The 21971-nt window shown below is 57.0% G+C and carries 20 protein-coding genes; 10 read left to right on the forward strand and 10 right to left on the reverse strand.

Features of this window, described 5'->3' with window-relative positions; genetic code table 11:
* Positions 1–20: 20 nt before the first annotated feature.
* The 4 genes from FHS30_RS00170 to FHS30_RS00185 all read right to left on the reverse strand — a co-directional run bounded on the left by FHS30_RS00170 (position 21) and on the right by FHS30_RS00185 (position 3551).
* Complete coding sequence (locus FHS30_RS00170) at positions 21–491, reverse strand: DUF1249 domain-containing protein (protein WP_183907209.1); 471 nt, start codon at positions 489–491, stop codon at positions 21–23.
* A gap of 72 nt (positions 492–563) precedes the next feature.
* Complete coding sequence (locus FHS30_RS00175) at positions 564–1181, reverse strand: NUDIX domain-containing protein (protein WP_183907210.1); 618 nt, start codon at positions 1179–1181, stop codon at positions 564–566.
* A gap of 74 nt (positions 1182–1255) precedes the next feature.
* Complete coding sequence (locus tag FHS30_RS00180; RefSeq protein ID WP_183907211.1) at positions 1256–1831, reverse strand: DUF4136 domain-containing protein; 576 nt, start codon at positions 1829–1831, stop codon at positions 1256–1258.
* Positions 1832–1937: 106 nt separating this feature from the next.
* A complete protein-coding gene (locus FHS30_RS00185) occupies positions 1938–3551 on the reverse strand; it encodes a choline dehydrogenase (protein ID WP_183907212.1) in 1614 nt (537 codons plus the stop codon).
* Between the two features lie 420 nt (positions 3552–3971).
* Here FHS30_RS00185 and FHS30_RS00190 point away from each other — a divergent pair, with 420 nt between their 5' ends.
* Positions 3972–5003, forward strand: a complete 1032-nt coding sequence (locus FHS30_RS00190; protein ID WP_183907213.1) for an AraC family transcriptional regulator — start codon at positions 3972–3974, stop codon at positions 5001–5003.
* Here FHS30_RS00190 and FHS30_RS00195 read toward each other — a convergent pair.
* Positions 4912–5607 (reverse strand): DUF998 domain-containing protein, encoded by a 696-nt coding sequence (locus FHS30_RS00195; RefSeq protein ID WP_183907214.1) that lies wholly within the window; start codon positions 5605–5607, stop codon positions 4912–4914. The genes FHS30_RS00190 and FHS30_RS00195 overlap by 92 nt on opposite strands.
* A gap of 272 nt (positions 5608–5879) precedes the next feature.
* Between FHS30_RS00195 and FHS30_RS00200 the strand changes: the two genes are divergently transcribed.
* Complete coding sequence (locus FHS30_RS00200; RefSeq protein WP_183907215.1) at positions 5880–7250, forward strand: TolC family outer membrane protein; 1371 nt, start codon at positions 5880–5882, stop codon at positions 7248–7250.
* Positions 7251–7322: 72 nt separating this feature from the next.
* Here FHS30_RS00200 and waaA read toward each other — a convergent pair whose 3' ends face one another.
* On the reverse strand, positions 7323–8594 hold the full coding sequence (gene waaA, locus FHS30_RS00205; RefSeq protein WP_183907216.1) for a lipid IV(A) 3-deoxy-D-manno-octulosonic acid transferase: 1272 nt from the start codon (positions 8592–8594) through the stop codon (positions 7323–7325).
* Positions 8595–8710: 116 nt separating this feature from the next.
* Here waaA and FHS30_RS00210 point away from each other — a divergent pair, with 116 nt between their 5' ends.
* The 3 genes from FHS30_RS00210 to FHS30_RS00220 all read left to right on the forward strand — a co-directional run bounded on the left by FHS30_RS00210 (position 8711) and on the right by FHS30_RS00220 (position 11542).
* Positions 8711–9946: an FAD-dependent oxidoreductase gene (locus tag FHS30_RS00210; RefSeq protein ID WP_183907217.1), complete on the forward strand. Its 1236-nt coding sequence runs from the start codon at positions 8711–8713 to the stop codon at positions 9944–9946.
* A complete protein-coding gene (locus tag FHS30_RS00215; protein ID WP_183907218.1) occupies positions 9943–10746 on the forward strand; it encodes an aldo/keto reductase in 804 nt (267 codons plus the stop codon). The genes FHS30_RS00210 and FHS30_RS00215 overlap by 4 nt, the downstream gene beginning before the upstream one ends.
* Positions 10747–10951: 205 nt before the next feature.
* Positions 10952–11542 carry a PEP-CTERM sorting domain-containing protein gene (locus FHS30_RS00220; protein WP_221197108.1) on the forward strand — a complete coding sequence of 197 codons (591 nt, stop codon included), beginning with the start codon at positions 10952–10954 and terminating at the stop codon, positions 11540–11542.
* Between the two features lie 78 nt (positions 11543–11620).
* Here FHS30_RS00220 and FHS30_RS00225 read toward each other — a convergent pair whose 3' ends face one another.
* Both FHS30_RS00225 and FHS30_RS00230 read right to left on the reverse strand, forming a co-directional pair.
* The gene (locus FHS30_RS00225) at positions 11621–12187 is read right to left on the reverse strand and encodes a PhnA domain-containing protein (protein ID WP_183907220.1); all 567 of its coding nucleotides are present in this window, start codon (positions 12185–12187) and stop codon (positions 11621–11623) included.
* Between the two features lie 23 nt (positions 12188–12210).
* The gene (locus FHS30_RS00230) at positions 12211–13119 is read right to left on the reverse strand and encodes a histone deacetylase family protein (protein WP_343048891.1); all 909 of its coding nucleotides are present in this window, start codon (positions 13117–13119) and stop codon (positions 12211–12213) included.
* 157 nt (positions 13120–13276) lie between these two features.
* On the opposite strand from FHS30_RS00230, the gene FHS30_RS00235 reads away from it, so the two are divergent.
* Genes FHS30_RS00235 through FHS30_RS00245 form a run of 3 tightly spaced genes read left to right on the forward strand, consistent with a single transcriptional unit; the run spans position 13277 to position 17798 of the window.
* Positions 13277–14488, forward strand: a complete 1212-nt coding sequence (locus tag FHS30_RS00235) for an acetyl-CoA C-acetyltransferase (RefSeq protein WP_183907221.1) — start codon at positions 13277–13279, stop codon at positions 14486–14488.
* 9 nt (positions 14489–14497) lie between these two features.
* Positions 14498–16663 (forward strand): 3-hydroxyacyl-CoA dehydrogenase NAD-binding domain-containing protein, encoded by a 2166-nt coding sequence (locus tag FHS30_RS00240; protein ID WP_183907222.1) that lies wholly within the window; start codon positions 14498–14500, stop codon positions 16661–16663.
* Positions 16653–17798, forward strand: coding sequence for an acyl-CoA dehydrogenase family protein (locus FHS30_RS00245; RefSeq protein WP_183907223.1), 1146 nt, complete (start codon positions 16653–16655; stop codon positions 17796–17798). The genes FHS30_RS00240 and FHS30_RS00245 overlap by 11 nt, the downstream gene beginning before the upstream one ends.
* A gap of 49 nt (positions 17799–17847) precedes the next feature.
* Here FHS30_RS00245 and FHS30_RS00250 read toward each other — a convergent pair whose 3' ends face one another.
* Positions 17848–18747: a DUF4382 domain-containing protein gene (locus FHS30_RS00250; protein WP_183907224.1), complete on the reverse strand. Its 900-nt coding sequence runs from the start codon at positions 18745–18747 to the stop codon at positions 17848–17850.
* A 671-nt stretch (positions 18748–19418) separates the two neighbouring features.
* Here FHS30_RS00250 and FHS30_RS00255 point away from each other — a divergent pair.
* Positions 19419–19748 carry a TfoX/Sxy family protein gene (locus FHS30_RS00255; protein ID WP_183907225.1) on the forward strand — a complete coding sequence of 110 codons (330 nt, stop codon included), beginning with the start codon at positions 19419–19421 and terminating at the stop codon, positions 19746–19748.
* A 173-nt stretch (positions 19749–19921) separates the two neighbouring features.
* Positions 19922–20050 carry a hypothetical protein gene (locus FHS30_RS17245; RefSeq protein WP_281368169.1) on the forward strand — a complete coding sequence of 43 codons (129 nt, stop codon included), beginning with the start codon at positions 19922–19924 and terminating at the stop codon, positions 20048–20050.
* Between the two features lie 65 nt (positions 20051–20115).
* Here the strand turns inward: FHS30_RS17245 and FHS30_RS00260 are convergent, their stop codons facing one another.
* Positions 20116–21819: a diguanylate cyclase gene (locus tag FHS30_RS00260; protein ID WP_183907226.1), complete on the reverse strand. Its 1704-nt coding sequence runs from the start codon at positions 21817–21819 to the stop codon at positions 20116–20118.
* Between the last annotated feature and the right edge of the window lie 152 nt (positions 21820–21971).

Consider the following 21971-nt stretch of genomic DNA (forward strand, 5'->3'; position numbering starts at 1 on the left):
ATGTTGCCGTTGCGCCAGCGCTAGCCGGTTAACTTCAGGTTGGCATCCAACACCTTGCCTTCAGCAAGGCAGTGCGCCAACCATTCACTGAGAAAGCGATTGAGCTGTACCTTCTCATCTTTGTGGTACATCTTGGTATTCGGGTAGGGGTATTGACCCCGATTGACCCTGTGCCGCTCCCAAGCCACCACCTCTGCCATTTGCGCATCGTGATACATGCGCACTTTCATCACCGGCGAACGCGTCCATCGACAATCGCCCTGATGGCGGGATATTAGCACGCAGGTCGTGAACCTCGCACGCTCCTCTACGGCGATTGTGATACGCCAGTCACGTTGTGGGACACAAACGTTAAAGCACCACTGCTCTCGGCAGGCCAGATCCGGCATTAGCCGCAACAGACTGGCATAATTCAGATCACCCAACGCTTGCTGCTCTACCAAATCCACTTGGTAGCGGCGCTTTGCACGAATATTTGGGTAATTTGCCATAAAACTGGCCCGAAATGCCTCTATATGCGACTAAGCATGGCACAGGATCGCCGTAAACTCACCCATTACGTATCACAGATCAGAACCACCGCGCAGTTCGGGCCTGTGTATTTGCAACCACTGCAGGCACAGCAGCGTCGCGGCATTGTTAAAGCGACCGTCGTAGAGATTGGCAAATACCGCCTGCGCAGGCGCCACATGCAGGCGAATATCTTCATTTTCTTCAGCGAGCCCGAACACGCCGCCGGCACCTGTCAAATCGCACAGCGCACAATACAAATACAGGCGCTCGTCGGAGCCGCCGGGGCTGCTCAAATAATCGCAAATGGGCACCAGCTGCCGGGCCTGCAAGCCCGCCTCCTCTTGGATTTCGCGGGCGATTACCTGAGCGGGCGTCTCACCGCGCTCGGTCATGCCCGCCACCACCTCTAAACACCAAGGGCCGTAGGGCACCGCGAGCGCGCCCACGCGAAACTGCTCCACAAAACCCACCAAGTCCTGCGCAGGATCGTACAAAATTGCGGCCACGGCATCGCCACGCTCAAACACTTCGCGCAGCATCCAATTGCTCCAACCACCGTTAAATAATTTGTGCCGCAAGCGGTGGCGCACCATGCGAAAAAAGCCCTGATATTGGATTTCCGTTTCGGCAATTTCCACATCATTGCGTTGGAATTGGGGCGCTAACATGAACACTCACTTTGGGTTAAAAACATCTACAAAAACAAACGCTGGCGTTAGAAATAAAATAAATTTACCAACCATCAATTTGCTCTGGGCAGCGACGCCATCACTTTGCCAACGGCTTGCTGAATGCGCGTGCGCTGTTGCGCGGGCGTCAGCTCGTGCTCGTCTTCCACAAACACTTTAATTGCACCGCGCCACAGCGCTTCGACACTGCCGGGCCGGGCGATGGCCACAATGAGCATGCCTTTGTGGCGCTGGCTGTCGCGCCCCAAGCTTGGGTAGAGTCGAAACAATTCGCGCATTTCTTCCGACAATTTTTCATCGCCTACTTGCACTAGCGCCAACACGCGATACTCGACCGCCATGCCCTCTACCAGTTGATAGCCTTTGCGGGTCAAGACTGCTCCGATATCTGATTTGATGGCCGCCGTTGCGTGTACGTCTTCCGGGGTTTCGCCATCGCCCACAAAAATGACATCGGAAATCCAGCTGATAGCGTCGCCACTGCGCGGTTTAAAATCGGGATCGGTAACGCTGATCACTGAAAATACCGACAGCTCTTGCGGCGTTTTAGTCGGTGCGGGGGACTGCTTGGGCGCTGAAGCGCAGGCCATGACCAGCAGGGTCAAACTCAACAGTAGAATTCGCTGCATAGGGCGTTCCTTATGAGTAGCAATGGATGACGCCGATCGATTTTCGATTGAGCGCGAGGTAAACGGCAGTGTATAGCAGACCCGTGAAACGGTAAAACGCCCACCACTATTGCGCGGCCTCGCCCAATATCAGGTCGGCAGCTTTTTCTGCCAGCATGATCGTGGGCGCGTTGGTATTGCCGCTAATCAGCGACGGCATGACCGAGGCATCCACTACCCGCAAACCCTCCACCCCGTGCACCCGCAACTGCGGGTCCACTACCGCCATGGAATCGCACCCCATTTTGCAGGTGCCCGACGGATGGTAGATGTGATTGGCCTCCATGCGCACAAAGGTGGCCAACTCGGCATCCGTTGTGAGTGTTGCGCCGGGCCGCAACTCGCCGTCGACGCAATGGCGCAACGCCGGCTGGCGCAAAATGTCGCGCACTTTGCGCACGCCCGCCACCATGGGCATCAGGTCTCGCTCGTCGCTCAGCATATTGAGATCGATGCAGGGCGGCGCTAGCGGGTCGGCGCTGGCCAGGGTCAGATTGCCGCGGCTGTGGGGACGCAGGAGCGTCACGTGGATCGTTAAACCATAGTGCAGGTAATAGGGTAAATAGCGCCCGTGATCGGCCATCGCCAAGGGCGTCATATGAAGCTGTAAGTCGGGCGTGGCAAGGGCAGCATCCGATTTAAAAAAGGCGCCCACCTCGGCAATGGTGGAGGCCAACATGCCATCTTGGCGCCAGCAATAGCGCAACAGCGCACCGACGCAGCGCAGCAGATGACGGGGTCGCAACACCGCCCAACTGCGGGCGGTTTTGTCCTTCGCCACCACCAACACGTCGACGTGCTCTTGGAGGTTTTCGCCCACCCCCGGCAGTGGGTGAATTTGCTCGATGCCGTGCGGCGCCAACTTATGCTGCGGGCCAATGCCCGATAACAACAGCAGTTGGGGTGAACCAAAAGCGCCCGCACTAAGGATAACTTCGCGGCTGGCCAGCGCGCGGTGCAAGCGCTCACTCACCTCATAATCCACGCCCACCGCTCGCTTGCCATCGAAAATAATGCGGCGCGTGTGGGCCCCTGTGATCACCGTGAGATTGCGGCGCTCAGCCAACACTGGGTGCACATAGGCCACCGCCGCGCTGCAGCGCTTGCCGCCTTTTTGGGTCGCCTGAAACCAACCCACGCCCGCTTGGCTCGGCCCGTTAAAATCATCGTTGGCAGGCAGGCCCGCTTCGATGGCGGCGGCTCTAAAGGCTTCACACAGTGGGTGCTTGTGGCGCAGATCGGCCACATTTAAGGGGCCGCCGGTGCCGTGATAGTCATCGGCACCGCGCTCTTGATGTTGGGCTTTTTTAAAGTAGGGCAAGACACTGGCCCAGTCCCAGCCCTCGCAGCCCTCGGCGGCCCAGCGGTCGTAATCCTCGGGTTGTCCGCGCACGTAGAGCATGGAGTTGATCGAACTGCTGCCGCCCAGCACCTTGCCGCGCGGGCAGTAAATTTGTCGGTTGCCCTGTGTGGGCTGCACTTTGGTTTGGTAGTTCCAATTGAAAAGCCCCCCTGCCACAGCGGCGATGACACCCGTGGGCGTATCTATGACGAGATTGCGATCACTGCCGCCCGCCTCCAAGAGACACACTTGGGTCACGCCATCGGCGCTCAACCGATTGGCCAACACGCAACCGGCGGAACCACCGCCAACAATCACATAGTCATAGGGCTTCGACACGGACCACTCCTAGCATGGGTTATTATTTTCAGGGCACCTATTTGTCAGGACACCCACCATATTTGGGCAGCACCTATTGTCAGGACACCCACTGTTATTGTCAGTATTGTCAGGACACCCACTACAACTACTCCCACCATATTTACTACTGTCGCACCTATTGTCAGGACACCCACTACAACTACTGTCGGGACACCCACCATATTTGTACCCACCAAACACTGCACCAAACACTGGCGTCATAAGCAGGCTGCCAAATAGTGCTTGCCGCCAAGCAAAGACATGGCGGCATTCAGCTGCACAGACGCCTGAGTCTACCTAATCGGCTCCGCCCCACTTGACCTTAGCCGCCAAAAAATTGACCTGAGGCGCCAAAGCCTGCAATTCTGCGCGCCGCACTTGTGAAACTTCTGGTGGGCAATGCACTACCCATTAATCAGTCAACACTTTCTGACCGGGCTGCCCGAATTACTGGCCGAGCACGGCGTAGACCCTGTGCCGCTGTATCGCCGCGTGGGGCTCGACGCCGCCCTAAGTGATCGGCGCGACAGTTTGATACCGTTTGATCGGCACAACCAATTGCTCTTGCTCGCAGCCGAGGCGCTCAATTGCCCACACCTTGGCTTGGCATTGGCTCGGCGGCAAGGTTTGTTTATCTTCGGCCCGCTGGCCAGCCTCACCCGACAGTGCCAGACCGTGGGTGACGCCCTCACACTGTTTAGCAAACACCTGTCCATGGTAGTGCAAACCGTAGATATCGAACTCATCCAGCAGGGCCAATTGGCACACTTGATTGTGCGGGGTCGCTTCGACCAGGTGGCGCGCACGGTGACCTTTCAAGATCACGCATTGGCCTTGGCCTACGACTTAATTAAAGTTTTTTGCGGCACCGAATGGCGTCCGCGCGCCGCCTATTTCGCCCACGCCGAACCTGCAAACCTATCGCCCTACACGCACTTTTTTCGCTGCCCTCTCGGGTTCGACCACTCGCACCTCGCGCTGGTATTGGATACCGAGCTACTGGGCAGCCCACTGCACCAGGACGCGGCACAATTTCCCACGCGCTTGCGCCAACATCTAGAGCAGCGCCATGGCGCCGACCTACTGCAACAGTTGCGCGAAGTTATCGCGCTCACGCTGGCCACCGAAGAGTGCCAGCTGAACGCCATTGCCGGTGCCATCGGCTACAGTGCACGCACGCTACAGCGCCGTCTACACCACCAAGGCACCAGCTTCTTGGGGCTCCAAGAAGCGGTGCGCAAACAACAGGCCGCGCGCTATTTGCGCAATGATTTTTACCGCGCCACAGACGTGGCCGCCATGCTCGGCTTTTCGGAATTGTCGGCCTTTACGCGCAGCTTTAAACGCTGGTATGGGCTTGGACCTCAGGCGTGGCGCCTGCTTCAGTTGGAGCGGCAACAGGCGCCGCAGGCCCCTGTCGATAGAGCGTAATGCCCAAAAAAATAAACCACAGGTAGAGCGTCGTTTCGAGCAACCGTTGACGCGCACCTACCCAAGGTGAATCGGGATCGAGTGCCAACAGCAGTCCCAACACGAGACCCGCCGCGACCATACCGGTCCAAAATAGGTAGCTGCCACCGCGCCACTGGCGCGCCGCAAAGGCGGTCAACAAAACGCCGACAACAGCCGATAAATAGGCGAGGCCACCGGCCAGCATATGGACTTCGTGGGTGACGCTCGGCACAGTGGGGCGGCAATTGATGTCGCAACTAAACAGTGCGCCCGCCACTAAACACACCGCATAAAATCCCAATACTGCAAAACCCCAGTGCGAAAGCAATGCGCGAGGTGCAGCGCGCCACGCCAGTACAAAAAACGCCAAGGCCCACAATTCGACCACCAAATAGCCGAGCAGATTAACCCACAGGGCATGGGGCGCACCCACCGCGCCCAGCTCGCTCATAAATTGCCCCGCGTGCTGATAACCGGGCGCAAGCGCTGCGCCGATAAGCACGGTTGCCACCAGCCAAATAAAACTGATCGTCGGCAGCAGCACCAGCCAGGGCATTGGCCCACATTTTACGTCCCTTTGCATACGCTTTTTCCCTATGGATTTCGAATTTCTTTACGCCCGTTTTATAGCAGCACAGGCTAACAATCCGCGACAGGTCAAACCGGACACTGACCACGCAGCCTATCAGACCCTTAAACGCCTAGCCTAACCCACTTATACCAGCCCGTCTCAGCGGGCTTTCTGTTCACCCTGAATTAACGTTTCTTTAAGCAATTCACACTAGGAGGTACAGAATTGTTCAGGTACCCTTGCCGCACTATTATCCTTGTTAACCGTCATCGAAGGATGCGTCTATGTTTTCCCGAAAACCACTGGCCCAAACCCTGCGCTGGATTTGTGCAGCTGGGTTGCTGGGCAGCGTGCACTTTGCCCAAGCCGACACGCTCAACGACATCTACCAACAGGCCGTTGAAAACGACCACCAAATCAAAGCCGATGAAGCGGCTTACCGCAGCGCCCGCGAAGCCAAAAAAATTGGCATGGCAAATTTATTGCCGCTGATTACTGCCAATGCGAGCTACTCCCAAACTGATTTGGATGTGACCGAACAAAATCTCGCTGGCGTCTCGGAAACGGAAACCACCAGCTGGGGCGTTAGCTTGGCGCAGCCACTGTTTAACATGGCCGCGTGGTTTGGCTATCAACAAGGTGTGGATTTATCGGAAAAAGCAGAGGCCGATTTTAGCGCCGCGCAACAAGATTTAATCGTGCGCGTTGCCACCGCCTATTTTAATGTGTTGCGCGCCATCGACACCCTCGAGGCCTCCATCGCCGAAGAAAACGCCAACTCACACCAGCTGGCGCAAACTAAACAGCGTTTCGAAGTGGGTCTAACTGCAATCACCGACGTGCATGAAGCACAGGCCTCCTACGACATCGCCACCGCGCAAACGCTCACGGCGCGCGGCAATTTAGGCATCGCCTTTGAAGCCTTGGAAGTACTCACCGGCAAAGCCCACGACGCCATCGCGCCACTCAAAGCAGACTTCCCCGTGCAAAAACCACAGCCGGAAGCGCGCGCGGATTGGGTTGAGTTTGCATTGCAAAACAACTACCAGCTGAAGTCGGCCAAACTGGCCGCCGAAGCCTCGCGTCGTGGCGCCCAGTCGGCCCGTGCAGCGCACTATCCAACGCTCACCGCCAGCATTGGCTACAACGATTCGGACACCGAAAACACACAGAATGCGCTCTTTAACCGCGCGAGCAATGGCACCACAGCCAGCATCAATTTATCGGTGCCCCTGTTTGCCGGCGGTGGCACCAGCGCGCGCGCGCGACAGGCCTACGGGTCGGCCATGCAAGCTGAAGAGCTGTACAACAAAGCCTCCCGCGATACCATTCAAGCCGCCCGCTCATTGCATCTACTGGTGAGCACTGATGTAGCGCGCGTGGCTGCGCGCAAGCAGGCGATCACTTCAAGCTTGAGCGCCGTGTCTGCCACGCAGGCGGGTTACGAAGTGGGCACGCGCAATTTGGTGGATGTGTTGCAAGTTCAGCGCACGCTCTACCAAGCGCGGCGCGACTACTCCAACGCCTTGTACGACTACGTCATCAACCAATTTCAGTTGAAGGCCGTGGCCGGCAACCTAACGCCCGCCGACGTGGTGAATATCAACGAGTGGCTCGATAATTTGGGCGAGGTAAAGCGCGCTAAGTACGAATAATTTGTAGCGCGCTCCACACAAAAAAACACCGGCCTAGGCCGGTGTTTTTTTGTGGACAATCGAAAACCCACGCTAGATTTTTTCACGCGCCAACGCGGTTTCGATTAACGCTAACAGCCGCGCCAATGCGCCGCGGTTGGCGTCTGCTACCGCCAGCGCTTGGCGCCCCATTGTGTCCCGCTCACGGGCATCCATCAAAGCCAACACCGCGCCCGCGAGTGCATTGGCATCTTCAACAATGCGCAAACCGCCCGCGTCCACCATTAAGCGCGACACTGCTGCAAAATTAAAAAGGTGTGGGCCACATAAAACCGGCTTTGCCCAAGCCGCGGGCTCAATCATGTTGTGACCGCCGGTGGGCACCAGTGAGCCGCCCACAAAGGCCATGTGACAGGCACCAAAAAACAGCAACAGCTCGCCCATGGTGTCGCCCACCAACACATCAAAATTCTCACAGGGCGGCGCGCTGCGTCGAGTGGTGCACCAACCCGACGATGCACATAACGCCGCCACGCGATCAAAGCGCTCGGGGTGGCGCGGCACCAACACCAAGCGCAGGTTTGGCACTTGTGCGCGCACCTGCGCGAAGGCCTGCAACACTATGTCATCTTCCCCTTGGTGAGTGCTGGCGGCCAGCCAAATAATTTCATCCTTGGGCGCCCACTGCTGTCGCAGGGCCGTCGCCGATTGGCGCAACCCATCGGTCAGGGTGAGATCAAATTTGATGGAGCCAGTGACCTGCACTCGATCGGCTGCAACACCCAAATGCACGAAGCGCTCGGCATCGGCAGTTTGCTGTGCGGCGATACACGTCAATCGCTGCACCATCGGACGCGTCAACCACGCCAGTCGCTGGTAACCGCGCGCCGATTTTTCTGACAGGCGCGCATTGGCCAGCAACACCGGAATCTTTCGGCGCGCGCAAGCCGCCAATAAATTGGGCCACAATTCCGTTTCCATGACGATCAATAACTGCGGCCGAAAGCGTCGGAAAAAACGCCACCAGCAATCCGGCAAATCGTAGGGCAGGTAGACGTGATCCACGGTATTGCCCAGCGCACTTTGCACCCGCTCCGAACCGGTGGGCGTGGTGGTGGTCACCAAAAGTCGGTGCTTGGGATAATCGCGCTGCAACGCGCGAATCATATCCAACGCGGCCAGGGTTTCACCCACCGACACTGCGTGCACCCAAATACTCGGGCCTGCGGGTTTGCTGCCGGTCAGCGCAAAGCGCTCGCCCCAACGCCGGCGATAGGCGGGCGCCAAGCGCGCGCGCCACAACAGCCGCAGGGCAATCACGGGCAGGGCGACATATAAAATCAGGGAGTAAAACGCGCGGGTCATAGGCTGGACGCTAAGTATCGAAGGCGCAAGCATACCGAAACCGGCCGCCACAGGCCACGCCGAGCCAGCGGCGTGCCTTTGCCGTATAATTTGCGAAATTTTGCGCGAGCCCGGTCATGTCCGAACAGCAACACCATTTCGACACCCTTATCATCGGCGGTGGCATCGCCGGCCTGTGGCTGGCCAATCGATTGCAATCGGCGGGTTACAACTTGCTGCTGCTGGAACAATCGGGTCTGGGCGATCAGCAATCCATGGCCTCGCAGGGCATGATCCATGGCGGCGTAAAATACGCGCTGTCGGGCGCACTCACCGGCGCCAGCGAGGCCATTGCCGATATGCCCGCCCACTGGGCCGCCTGTTTGAAAGGCGAAGGCGATGTGGATTTGCGTGGCGCCCAGGTGTTGAGCCAACACTTTTACATGTGGGCGAGCCAAAGTGTCACCTCGCGCATCACCACCTTCTTCGCCAGCAAGGCCCTGCGCGGGCGCGTCGATAGCCTTAAACCCGATCAATACCCGCCACTGCTGGCCGCCGCGGGGCAAAGCTTCGATCTCTACAAGCTGGTGGATGTGGTGCTCGATGTTCCCAGTGTCATCGAGGCGCTCGCGCGCAACCTCAGCGGCCGCACGCGCACCATTGATTGGCAACACGCGCACCTTGAGCAGGGCGAAAACGGCATCAGCCTCGCCATCGAGCAGAACGGCGAGCGCCATCGCATACACGCGAAAAAAATGATTTTCACCGCCGGCCGCGGCAATGAAGCACTGCTCGCCGCCAGCGGTTGCCAGCGCCCCGCCATGCAACTGCGACCACTGCAGCAAGTGATGGTCAAGCACGATTTGGGCTATGAATTTTATGGCCACTGTTTAGGTGCCGACAAAACTCCGCGCCTCACCATTTCCAGCCACCCCGCCCGCGACGGCGACACCGTCTGGTATTTGGGGGGCAGTCTGGCCGAACAGGGCGCCACGCAATCACCGGCCGAACTCATCACTACTGCACAATCAGAGCTCGCGGCGCTCATGCCGTGGCTCGACTTTACTCGCGCCGAGTGGGCCACCTTGCCCATCGCGCGCGCAGAGCCCCGCCAGCGCAATTTTGCGCGCCCCGATCAAGCCTTTGCCGCGCGCGCGCAGCGCGATGACGGCGCGCCCACCAATATTTTAGTGGGCTGGCCCACCAAATTGACGCTGGCACCAAACATGGCCAACAGTTTAATGGCGCTGCTGCAAGAAGACGGCATCGAGCCCAGCGGCCAGCCGAGCGACTGTGAATTTTTGCCGCCGGCGCCCCTCGCCCACACGCCGTGGGATAGCGCCTTTAACCTTATCGACGAGACGCCCGCATGATTCAACGCCCGTTCGGCACCACCGGTATTTACGTCAGCCCACTGGGCCTTGGCACGGTCAAGCTGGGCCGCAACCAAGGCGTCAAATACCCACAGGGGTTTGCGCTGCCCACCGACGCCGAGGCCTTGGCACTGATCGATCGCGCGCGCGAACTGGGCGTCAATTTAATCGACACCGCACCGGCCTACGGCACCAGCGAAACCCGCCTGGGCGAACTGCTAAGAGGCCAGCGAAAGCACTGGATTATTTGCTCGAAAGTGGGTGAGGAATTTGTCGATGGCAACTCGCAATTCGACTTCAGCGCCGAGCACACCCGCGCCAGTATCGAGCGCAGTTTACGGCGCTTAAACACCGATGTGATCGACATCGTTTTAGTGCACTCCGATGGCGACGACTGCCGCATCATCGAACGGGAGGGCGCGCTGGAACAGCTGGCTGAACTGAAACGGCAAGGCAAGATTCGCGCCTTTGGCATGTCCACAAAAACCGTGGCCGGCGGACTGTTGGCGGCGGCGCAATCGGACGGCGTGATGGTCACCTACAACCTGCGCGAGCGCGACGAGCGCGCGGTCATCGACTACTGCGCACAACACCAGAAGGGCGTATTCATTAAAAAGGCGCTGGCCAGTGGCCACCTGTGCAACGACATTGGCTCAGCACCAACAGATCCCGTGCAGGCCAGCATGAACTTTGTGCTCAACACCAACGGTGTCACCAGTGCCATAGTGGGTACCATCAACCCCCGCCACCTGCAGGACAACGTGGCCCGTGCGCGCAGCGCCTTGTCCGACCCATACTAGTGTCGAATAACTTAACAGGCTCACGCCACGCAAAAGTAAGCAGTGCAGTTAAGCTATTGTTTTATATGAAAAATTTACCTTTGGTGTAATTTTTGCAGTAGATTTGACGCCTAAGTGATGAATGCATCATTTCGGCGTTTTTCGCGCCTCAAGGTTCGACAAAACACCCCCATTACCGAACATAGCACCCGAGGTTGTACCCAAGATGAGAAGGATTCTAGTCGCTTGTGCATTAGTAATAGCGGCAGCGCAGGTGAGCGCTACACAGGTTTACTGTAAAGAAGTCAGCACCACCAAAAATTATATGGCGATGAGCGACGCCTATGCGGCGAGCTGCATGGACGCCGGCCCCGGCAACATAAGCGGCAATAGCACAGGCGCCAACCCCGATCCCTTTATGACCGGCGTCGGTAGCGGCTTCAACCTAATCAGTAAAACGGATTCCAGCAATCCATTTGTGATTACCTACACAACCAGCGTCAAGTCCAAGACTGAAACCACCGGCACGTGGAGTATCGACAGTGATTTCTGGAATCACTACGAAGATGCCGCACTGGGCTTTAAATTCGGTACCGGCAATAAACCCGACGAGTGGTTTGTGTTTGAACTGGTAGGCGGCGTCAGCTCTGGTACTTGGGATTTTTTCAACGTATTTGAAAAAGGTGGCGGCCTGTCACACGTCAACCTCTACGCCTCCAAAATCAAAACCGTGTTGCCAGAACCCAACAGCGCTTTACTGATGCTGATTGGCGCGCTCATGCTAGTTGCCGCACGCCGTCAAAGTCGTCGCGCTTAGCCGCTCGCACATCTAAAGAAACCGGGCATTGCCCGGTTTTTTATGCGTGTTCTTTAGTGCGCAACAATCTTTAGCTGATTAATTCTTTTTCACGTACTGCGTCAAAATGACGATGCGTTGCCCCTCCACCTTGCCCTCGATGTGCTCGGCATTGTCGGGCACCAAGGAAATACTACGCACGGCCGTGCCCCGCTTGGCGGTGAAGTTAGCGCCCTTCACGGGCAGGTCTTTAATGAGTGTCACACTGTCACCGGCAGTCAAGACATTGCCGTGGCAGTCTTTGTGCACCAGATTCTGTGAAGCGCCCAATGCTTTGGCCCACGCCTCGGTATCGGGCTCCAGATACAGCATATCCAACAGCTCTTGGGCCCAGTGGGCATCGCCCGACAACTGCTTGAGCAGCCGCCACGCCTGCACCTGCACCGCCGGCACCGAACTCCACATGCTGTCGTTCAAGCAGCGCCAATGGTTTTGATCCATGGCTGCATCGCCCTGCATTTGCGCGCAACAGGTGGCACAGGCGAGTAAGTGGCGATCAGAATTGGCGGTGGCATCGGGACCCACTTCGAAGGCAGATAATTGATCGGTGGCTTTACACAACTCGCAACAATCGCTGCGCGCTTGCAGGGCGGCTAATACGGACATAGGAATATTTCGCAAAAGCGCGATTATAACAGGCCGTGTACCCTTGCCGCTTGCTCAACGCACAATGCGTGGCGGCGCGCCAGCGCGCGCTGGTCGCGATCGTAGCCACCGCCGATCACCGTCGCCACCGGCACGTTCGCGGCCTTGGCCAAACTCAACACGCTGTAATCGCGCGCGGCAATGGCTGCCTCCGAAATATTTAACAGTCCCAGCGGGTCTTGTGCATAGACATCCACACCGGCGTCGTACAACACCAATTGCGGTTTAAATTCGCGCAGTAACTTTGCAAAGGTGTGTTCCACCACACTGAGATAGGCATCGTCACCCATGCCCACGGGCAGATTGATATCTAAATCGCTGTGCGCCTTGCGCGCGGGGAAATTTTTCTCGCAGTGTATCGAACAGGTAAACGCCCGCGGATTATCGGCCAGTATGCGCGCCGTGCCATCGCCTTGATGCACATCCACATCAAAAATGAGTACCCGTTGCACGGGCGTGTGCGCAAGCACCGCTAGCGCCGCAATGGCTAAATCGTTAAAGATACAAAAGCCCGAGGCAAAGTCCCGATGGGCGTGGTGCGTGCCGCCGGCCAAGTGGCAGGCGATACCGTATTCCAACGCATAGTGGGCGGCCAACAATGTGCCGGCAGGCGAAATACAGGTGCGACGCACCAACCCATCACTCCACGGCAAGCCCATGCGGCGCTCTTCTTGGCGCGTCAGTTGGCCGCTCAAAAAGCGCGTCACATATTCCTCCTCATGGGCCAATTGCAGGAGCGCCGGCTGACAGCGCCCGGGCCGCAAGGTATTGACCGGCGTCGCCAGCCCCTGCGCGCGCAAATACGCATGCAGCAAGCCAAATTTCTGCATGGGAAAACGGTGTCGCTCGGGAAATTCATAACTGTAAGCGGGGTGCGTTATCAGTGGAATCACATCATTCTCGCGGGCTTGTGCGGAGGTTGGGTAAAACTATCAATCGCAATGGGTTACCACCAACCCAAGGGTCACTGGCATTGTCACTTAGCGTCATTAAATTGCAATAGCGCACTGGCCTATAGTGAATAGATCACCCTATACACGTGGAAATGCTATGACACCGGACGCCTATATTTTCGACGCACTGCGCACGCCACGCGGGCGCGGTAAAGCCAGCGGTACGCTGTACGAGGTCAAGCCCATCAGCCTGCTGACCCAGTTGCTCCAGGCACTGCATGCGCGCAATGGCCAGTTCCCCACCGATCAAGTGGATGACATAGTGCTGGGTTGCGTAACCGCCGTCGGTGATCAGGGCGCCGACATAGCCAAAACCGCGGCCCTCGCCGCCGGCTGGCAAGATAATGTGGCGGGCGTCACTCTCAATCGGTTTTGCGCGTCGGGGTTAGAGGCCGTCAACATGGCCGCCCAAAAAGTGCGCTCGGGCTGGGAGCATCTCGTGGTGGCCGGCGGCGTGGAATCCATGTCGCGGGTGCCCATGGGCAGCGATGGCGGCGCCTGGGCCCTGGACCCCGCCACCAATGCCAACACCGGCTTCATGCCTCAGGGTATCGGCGCCGATTTAATCGCTACATTGGCCGGTTTTTCACGGGCGGAGCTCGACGAATTTGCCATGCACTCGCACCACAAGGCGGCCAAAGCGTGGGCGAAGGGCGCCTTTGATCGCGCCATTGTGCCCGTGCGCGACGCCAACCAATTTGTCATCTTGGCCCAGGATGAAACCATTCGCCCCGACGCCTCCCTCGACAGCCTAGGCGCACTCAAACCGTCCTTCGCCGATATGGGCGCCATGGGCTTCGACGGCGTTGCCCGCGCCAAATATCCCGAGGTAGAGCGCATCCACCATCTGCACACACCGGGCAATTCCTCGGGCATTGTGGACGGCGCCGCACTCCTGCTGATGGGCAGCCAAACCGCCGCCAGCCAGTGGGGGCTTAAACCCCGTGCGGTGGTGCGCGCCACCGCACTGGTGGGCACCGACCCCACCATCATGCTCACCGGCCCCGCACCGGCGGCGCGCAAAGCACTGGCCATTGCCGGTCTCACCGCTGCCGACATCGATCTGTATGAAATCAATGAGGCCTTCGCCTCTGTCGTGCTGCGCTGCGCGCACGAACTCAAGGTGCCGCTGGAAAAAATTAACGTCAACGGCGGCGCCATTGCCATGGGCCACCCGCTCGGTGCCACCGGCGCCATGCTCACGGGCACGCTATTGGATGAACTGGAAGCGCGCGACAAACAATTTGGATTAATCACTTTGTGCGTGGGCGGTGGCATGGGCATCGCCACCGTCATCGAGCGGGTGTAGGAGACACACATGACAGCCACCAGCGTGCAACTTATCAAACACGACAACGGTATCCATCACTTTGTGCTCGATCGGCCCGAGGCCCGCGCCAATCTTATGGACCAACAATTTACCAATGATTTCGCCGCGGCCACCGAATTACTACTCGCCAGTGATTGGCGCGGACTGGTTATTCGCTCTGCCAAAGACACATTTTTTGCCGGCGGCGATTTAACCGCACTCAGTCAGGTAAACGATGACAACGCGCCCGCCTTTTTTGAGATGGTTGAAACCTTAAAGCGCTGCATGCGCCGTTTGGAAACCGCCGGCAAACCGGTGGTGGCCGCCATCAATGGCGCAGCCTTGGGCGGCGGCTGGGAAATGTGCCTGTTCGCCCACCACCGCGTGGCACTCAATCGCCCCCACGTGAAAATGGGTTTGCCCGAAGTGACCTTAGGGCTGCTGCCCGGCGCGGGCGGCGTCACCCGCACCGTGCGCCTTTTGGGATTGCAAACGGCGCTGCCACTGCTCACTGAAGGCAAGCAACTCAGCCCCGAGCGCGCCCTAAAAGCGGGATTAATCCACGAGCTGGCAGACGACCAAACCGGCCTGATCGCGCGCGCAGAAGCCTGGGCCGCCACCCATCCCGAGGTGAGTCAGCCCTGGGACGAAAAGGGCTACAAAATTCCGGGCGGCACGCCGTCGCAGCCTGCAGTCGCGCGCACACTGCCCATAGTGCCCGCCATGGTGCGCGCCAAAACCCACGGCTGTTTGCCCGCGCCGGAAAAAATTCTGGCCTGCGCCGTTGAGGGCGCGCAAGTGGATTTTGACACCGCCACGCGCATTGAATCGCGCTACATTGTCGAGTTGGCACGCGGGCAAGTGTGTAAGAATTTAATCAACACCTTTTGGTTTCAGCTGAACGACATCAAAGCCGGTAAAAGCCGTCCGCCGCAGGAACAAAGCACTGCCCTAGGCAAGGTGGCGGTACTCGGTGCGGGCATGATGGGCGCTGGCATCGCCTATCAATGCGCCACCAACGGCATCGAGGTGGTGTTAAAGGATATCGACAAACACACGGCCAACAAGGGCAAAGAGCACGCGCGCGCGCTATTGCAAAAACGCATCGAGCGGGGCGCCCTCAGTGAAGCCGAGGCGGAATCCATCTTGGCGCGCATTCACGCCACCGACATTCCCGACGATCTCGCAAACTGCGAACTCGTCATTGAAGCGGTGTTCGAAAACCGGGAGCTCAAAGAAAACGTAACCCGCGAAGCACAAACCCACCTACCTGACACCGCCATCATCGCCAGCAACACCTCCACGTTACCCATCACCGGGCTGGCGCGGGCCGCCGAGCACGCCGACCGATTTATTGGCCTGCACTTTTTCTCACCGGTAGAAAAAATGCCCTTGGTGGAAATTATTCGGGGCGCCCAAACCAGCGACGCCACCCTCGCGCAGGCCTATGATTTTGTGCAGCAGATACGCAAAACCCCCATTGTGGTAAACGACAGCCGCGGCTTTTTTACCTCGCGCGTATTTGGCACCTTCACCCACGAGGGCATGGCCATGTTGGCCGAGGGCATACACCCGGCACTCATCGAGAACGCTGCCTTTCTCGCCGGTTTTCCGGTGGGACCACTGGCCGTGGTGGATGAGGTGAGCTTAACGCTACTCGATAAAGTGCGCCGGCAAACCCAGGCGGATTTGCGCGCTGAAGGGCAAGACTACCCCCATCATTCAGGCGAGGCGGTGCTCGATCGCATGCTGGAATTAAATCGCCACGGCAAGGCTGCGGGCCAAGGTTTCTATCAATACCCCGCCAAGGGGCAAAAGCATCTATGGCCGGAGCTGGTGACCCACTTCGATGTGCAGCCGGAAAAAATAACACTGCAAAACGCCAAGGATCGACTGCTCTACATCATGGCACTGGAGACCTTGCGCTGTTACCAAGCCGGTGTCATCAACACGGTGCGCGATGCCAATATCGGATCGATTTTTGGCATCGGGTTTCCAGCGTGGACCGGCGGCGCCCTGCAATTTGTCAATCAAACGGGTCTGCAAGAATTTTTGGCGCGCGCCGAGAGCCTCGCCGAAACCTACGGCGAGCGATTCACACCGCCCGAGATATTGATAAACGCCGCGCGCGACAACACCCCTTTCTCAGACAGCGGAGCCAGCGATGATCGCTAGAACAATTTACCAACCCGAGCACGAACAGTTTAGAGACAGCGTGGCGAAATTTTTAGAAGCCGAAGCGGTACCCTTTCACAGCGAGTGGGAAAAGCAGGGCAGCGTCGATCGCGATTTGTGGCGCAAAGCCGGCGCGCAAGGATTTTTAGGGGCCACCATCCCCGAAGCCGACGGCGGTTTAGGTGTTGATTTTCGCTATAACGCCATCATCGACGAAGAAATTTCGCGCTTGGGTCTGTCGGGCATTGGCTGGGGTCTGCACTCCGACATCGCCGTGCCCTACCTATATAAATACGGCAGCGCCGATCTGAAAAAAAAATACCTACCCGGCTGCATGAGTGGTGACATCATCACGGCCATCGCCATGACTGAACCGGGCACCGGCTCGGATTTACAAGCGGTAAAAACCACCGCCGTGCGGCAGGGCGATCACTACCTGCTCAACGGCGCCAAGACATTTATCACCAACGGCCAGCTGGCCGATCTCGTCATTGTGGTCGCCAAAACCGATCCCAGCGCCGGTGCTAGCGGCATCAGTTTGCTCTTGGTGGAAGCCAACAGCCCGGGCTTTAGCAAAGGCCAAAACTTAGAAAAAGTTGGCATGAAAGCGCAGGATACGTCTGAGTTATTTTTTCAAGACGTCAAAGTACCCAAAGAAAATCTATTGGGCTCAGAAGGGCAGGGGTTTGTCTACCTCATGCAGGAGTTGCCGCAGGAGCGGTTGTCGGTGGCCATAGGCGGCATCAGCTCGGCCGAAGCCGTGTTGGCGCACACCGTGAATTACGTACAAGATCGCAAGGCATTTGGCAAAGCCGTGGCCAGCTTCCAGAATACGCAATTTGTCTTGGCACAACTCAGCGCAGAGATCACGGCCATGCGGGTGTTTATCGATAAATGTTTAGAACTTCACATCAAGGGTGAACTCGATGTACCCACCGCCGCCAAAGCCAAGCTACTGGCCACCGATCTGCAATGTAAGGTGGCCGACGAGTGCCTGCAGCTGCACGGCGGTTATGGCTACATGTGGGAATATCCTGTGGCGCGCGCCTGGGCCGATGCGCGCGTGCAAAAAATATACGCGGGAACCAATGAAATTATGAAATTGATCATCGCCAGAGATCTGCTCGGAAAATAAAAAGCGGGCCACTGGCCCGCTCAAGTTCTCAGCATGCACTTCGGAAAATTTATAAACTCACTTGCGTGGCTGCACCCGCTGTAATGGCGACATTGGCAGTGGCGCCAAATAGCAGCTCATCGACCGCCTGTGGATCATCCACTAAACCGTCACAGGTGAAGGCCAGGGTATAATCGCCCGCCGCTAAAAAGCCCACGGTGAACACAAAGTTATTGCTCGCATCATCATAAGTGACCGTCGCGGAGGTAATTGGGTCGGTCTCGGCACCCTGAATATCCACCGGTGTCACATCGGCAGCGGCATAGACATAGACCACGTTACCGGTGTCGTTATTATCGCCGTTGTTGGTGCACGCCACATCTTCAATGAGCGCGCGATCCACTGTGCCCACCGCAGTACCCACTTCTAGGTTATCAACCATGCGCAATGTGGGTCGCAACTTGTAGTCGCCTGTGCCCTCTTGATGTACCGATTTGCGCAGGTCAAACTCCAGCGTAAAATCGCTCACGCCGCCCGCCGCCAGAGTGAATCCGCGATTCAATTTCAGGCCCGATTGGGCCGCGCTGGGAATCTCCAGCGGATACTGAGCCCCGTCAATTTCGATGTAGGACGCGGCCGCATCGATACCCAAGCGCACCCAGTTATAGTTGCCGGGCGTGAGCGATAAATTGCGCACCAAGGGCGCACTCACTTCGCCTTGATAGTCCAACAAATTAATGGTGGCAGTCTCCGCCAATGTCACCACCTGGCTGGCGCCAGAGGCGGGCTTTATTTCCAATTCATTGAACGCGATGACCACGGCATCTGCGGCATCAACGGGGCCATCGACAATCGATAAATTCAGCGTTGCCATGGGCTCAGGGTCGCTGGAGGAGGAGCCCCCACACGCGCTTAACACACTCGAAACCGCGATAATTGTTATAAAAAAAGTATTGTTTATGAACTGCATAAAATCACCTAACACCTAAATTAACTGCCGTTTAACATGGCACAGTATGCCGAAAACACACCCTTAAAATCTGTGCGCTCGCGCCCAAAACCTGTCGATTGAAGGAAATCCAAAATCATCAAAAAATTGACGCTGATTCCATGTGCGCGAACGTAAAGTCCTTGCAAATTCGGGGGCCAATTGCCGCGCCAGACGGCTCAGATTTTACGGAGCCGGCAATCCAGTATGTATGTGCTAAACTTAAGTCGTTGTGTGGAGTGAGTGCCGATAGTTTTAGCCCTTCGATCGGCACCGCCCACACTTTTTAAACCACGGCTATAGCTGGCTACTCTGGTAGTTTGCGATGGCAATCGGCACTGCATTTTTGTCGACCTTAGCATTCATGTTGTCGCCAAGGGCTTAGCACAAAAATCGTAATGAAGCCGCAACAGTAGGATTCCGGGACGCACACATGCCCACCACTGGCAACAACGAATTTGATCTAAGCCTATTGAAAAACATTTCAGCCTCCCACAGGGCCTTGCTGCCGCTCACAACCTCATCAATGCTTCTGGCACGGCCAATTAAACGGCGACCCATCCTGCACACGTGCACCAGCGTCCGCCAAGCAAAACACATCGCTAAATCATTAACGGCGTCACAGGGTCAGTTTACCCAAAGGAAAGTACACCATGTCTTACAGTGAAGCACTGGTAGAGCGCGTGCGAAGCCATTTACACCACCATGACAGCTACCAAGAAAAAAAGATGTTTGGCGGACTGGCCATTATGTTGAACGGCAACATGTGCTGTGGAGTGGTGGGCGAGGAGTTGATGGCGCGCGTAGGTCCCGAGCGTTATGAAGCCTGCCTGAAAGTTCCCTACGTGCGGCAAATGGACTTCACCGGCAAGCCCCTGCGCGGCATGGTCTATATCGCCGCCGCCGGCGTAGACTCAGAAAAACAGCTCGCCGCCTGGGTTGAACTGAGCGAAACGTTTGCGCTCAGTCTCGACCCAAAGTAGTGCGCCAACGCCACCCAATTTTGACCAAAAAAATATTTTTCACAGCCTCTTGCGCGCCGCAAAATTGAGCATATATTAAAGGGGCCAACAACACGTTGGTAACCCGCGAGCGCTAGCGCAGGCATCGATTCCCGACACCCTCACTAGCCCGCCAGCCTTTCTAGGAGATTGAAATGGCTAAAACCCCGAATGGCAACAAAGCGGCTCCCTCTGCTACTTCCAAAGTGCCAACTAAACCCGCAAACACCACCGGCAAGGTGGCCACACCTGCCAAGAGCGCACCGGGTAAAAAGGGCAAATAAAGCCGATTGAAATTGTCTGAAGTGAGCGCGTGGCGATGCAGTTGCATCGCCACTTTTTTATTTATTCAACTTTCTTCTACAGCGCGGCGACTGGCCTCTGGTACCGCGTACACCTGCACCTGATTCCGCCCTTCCGTTTTGGCAAGATACAACGCAGAATCCGCCGCCTCAAACAGCGCCCCACGCGCCATTAACTGATCGCCATCGCAACAGGCTACACCCAAACTCGCCGTAATGGGCAATTGCATGGGTGACTCTGTTTCTACCAATACCCGCAAACGCTCCGCCAAAATTTGAGCCTGCTGTAAGTCGGTATTGGGCAACAGCACGGCAAATTCTTCGCCGCCGTAGCGGCTCGCAAAACTGGGCCGACGCACATTTTTGCGCAGCAAGCGCCCGATGGTGGCGATCACTTCATCGCCCACGGCGTGTCCATGCTCATCATTGATACGCTTGAAATGATCGATGTCTAGCACTACCAGTGACAGGGGAGCACCGGTCTGTTGAACCTGCTCGATTTCTTTCGGAAGGCGCTCGTCGAAATGGCGGCGATTAGCAAGGCCAGTCAGCGCATCAGAATAACCTAACTTTTGCATTTCATTTACGCGCGCGGCCAGTGCCAGCGACAACAAAACCATCTCTAACAGCGAGCCCATTTGAAAACTGTTTTGGGTAAAGAAGTTGTGCGGTAGAAAGCCAAACTGCTTAAACATGTATATCAACACCGACACCATGAAAAACAGCCAGGCCGCCATAAAGTAGCGCGCCGGAACCGAACCTCTCAAGCAACATAGGAAACCCAGCACTACGATCACGCTGCACACAAACACAGTTTGAAGCGAGTAGGCCAACACCAACAATTGATAGGAGAGAAATGGCGTCACCAGTAACAGCGCCGCGCTAACCGCCTGGAGCACCACTGCCACGCGATCGGTCTTGGGCGCAAGCCGCACGGTGCCGTTGACCTCTCGGGAAAACTGCAGCCCAAATAGCAGAGAGATGCCCAACAGCATTAGCAAACTTTGATTGGCCAACCACGGGCTACCGGGCCAAATATATTGAAAGGCCAAACCGTTGTGCACCGACATGTAGAGCCCATAGCTCACCACATACACCATGTAGTACACATAGACGCGGTCTTTAACCGCCAAAAATAAAATCAGGTTGTAAATCACTAAGACCAGGAAGCCGCCGTAGTAAGCGCCAAACAACAATTGCTCACCGGCCGCGCGGCTCAAGGCGGGGCCGGGGGCGGCCACGCTTAAGCCGATATTAATGGGGCCGTCAGATTTAAACCGAAAGTAAACCGTTTGCCGTTCGTGGGGCGGAACCTGTAACGGAAACACGAAATCCCTAACCCCCACCGGGCGACTCGAAAACTGGCGCCGATCACCCGTGGCCTGATTGCGCCACACACCGTTGGCATCCTTAAACCAAAAGTCCAGATAGTCGATGAGCGGGTAATCTTGCCGAATGAACAAATCGGCTGCGCTACCTTGGGTATTTTCAAAGGTCAGTGCCACCCAATAGGCCGACGAGGAAAAACCAAAATTTGCCGCGGGCTGCGCCCAGCGGCGAAACTCGGGGGCCTTGCCACTCACGATCTCTTTCAACGTAAGTTCAGCCGATGGATCCTCGAGCAACGTCATGTGCGGAACCAAGGAGAGATTTGGCATATTGGCCTGCACTTTTACCGCGTGCTCGTCGGCGAAACTGCTGCACCCCACACACAGCAAAACCACCATGCACCACACCCGAAAATCCGCCATAACATTTACTCACTTGTTATTGTTGCTGGTTTGCCTTCGCAAATGTCGCCCAAATCATTTGATAGCAAAGGTGACAAACCCGCGTTTTAGCTATTGTGCCAAGTTACTCTCGCCAGTGAAACCAGCGCGCTCAGACATTACTTCGAGTGAAA

It is taken from the genome of Simiduia aestuariiviva (assembly GCF_014192475.1).
Classification (GTDB): domain Bacteria; phylum Pseudomonadota; class Gammaproteobacteria; order Pseudomonadales; family Cellvibrionaceae; genus Simiduia; species Simiduia aestuariiviva.

Bases quoted from the DNA above. Each gene is read 5' to 3' on its own strand.
- FHS30_RS00170 (WP_183907209.1), bottom strand. From the start codon at position 491: ATGGCAAATTACCCAAATATTCGTGCAAAGCGCCGCTACCAAGTGGAT.
- FHS30_RS00175 (WP_183907210.1), bottom strand. From the start codon at position 1,181: ATGTTAGCGCCCCAATTCCAACGCAATGATGTGGAAATTGCCGAAACG.
- FHS30_RS00180 (WP_183907211.1), bottom strand. From the start codon at position 1,831: ATGCAGCGAATTCTACTGTTGAGTTTGACCCTGCTGGTCATGGCCTGC.
- FHS30_RS00190 (WP_183907213.1), top strand. From the start codon at position 3,972: ATGCACTACCCATTAATCAGTCAACACTTTCTGACCGGGCTGCCCGAA.
- FHS30_RS00195 (WP_183907214.1), bottom strand. From the start codon at position 5,607: ATGCAAAGGGACGTAAAATGTGGGCCAATGCCCTGGCTGGTGCTGCTG.
- FHS30_RS00200 (WP_183907215.1), top strand. From the start codon at position 5,880: ATGTTTTCCCGAAAACCACTGGCCCAAACCCTGCGCTGGATTTGTGCA.
- waaA (WP_183907216.1), bottom strand. From the start codon at position 8,594: ATGACCCGCGCGTTTTACTCCCTGATTTTATATGTCGCCCTGCCCGTG.
- FHS30_RS00210 (WP_183907217.1), top strand. From the start codon at position 8,711: ATGTCCGAACAGCAACACCATTTCGACACCCTTATCATCGGCGGTGGC.
- FHS30_RS00215 (WP_183907218.1), top strand. From the start codon at position 9,943: ATGATTCAACGCCCGTTCGGCACCACCGGTATTTACGTCAGCCCACTG.
- FHS30_RS00220 (WP_221197108.1), top strand. From the start codon at position 10,952: ATGAGAAGGATTCTAGTCGCTTGTGCATTAGTAATAGCGGCAGCGCAG.
- FHS30_RS00225 (WP_183907220.1), bottom strand. From the start codon at position 12,187: ATGTCCGTATTAGCCGCCCTGCAAGCGCGCAGCGATTGTTGCGAGTTG.
- FHS30_RS00235 (WP_183907221.1), top strand. From the start codon at position 13,277: ATGACACCGGACGCCTATATTTTCGACGCACTGCGCACGCCACGCGGG.
- FHS30_RS00240 (WP_183907222.1), top strand. From the start codon at position 14,498: ATGACAGCCACCAGCGTGCAACTTATCAAACACGACAACGGTATCCAT.
- FHS30_RS00245 (WP_183907223.1), top strand. From the start codon at position 16,653: ATGATCGCTAGAACAATTTACCAACCCGAGCACGAACAGTTTAGAGAC.
- FHS30_RS00250 (WP_183907224.1), bottom strand. From the start codon at position 18,747: ATGCAGTTCATAAACAATACTTTTTTTATAACAATTATCGCGGTTTCG.
- FHS30_RS00255 (WP_183907225.1), top strand. From the start codon at position 19,419: ATGTCTTACAGTGAAGCACTGGTAGAGCGCGTGCGAAGCCATTTACAC.
- FHS30_RS17245 (WP_281368169.1), top strand. From the start codon at position 19,922: ATGGCTAAAACCCCGAATGGCAACAAAGCGGCTCCCTCTGCTACTTCC.
- FHS30_RS00260 (WP_183907226.1), bottom strand. From the start codon at position 21,819: ATGGCGGATTTTCGGGTGTGGTGCATGGTGGTTTTGCTGTGTGTGGGG.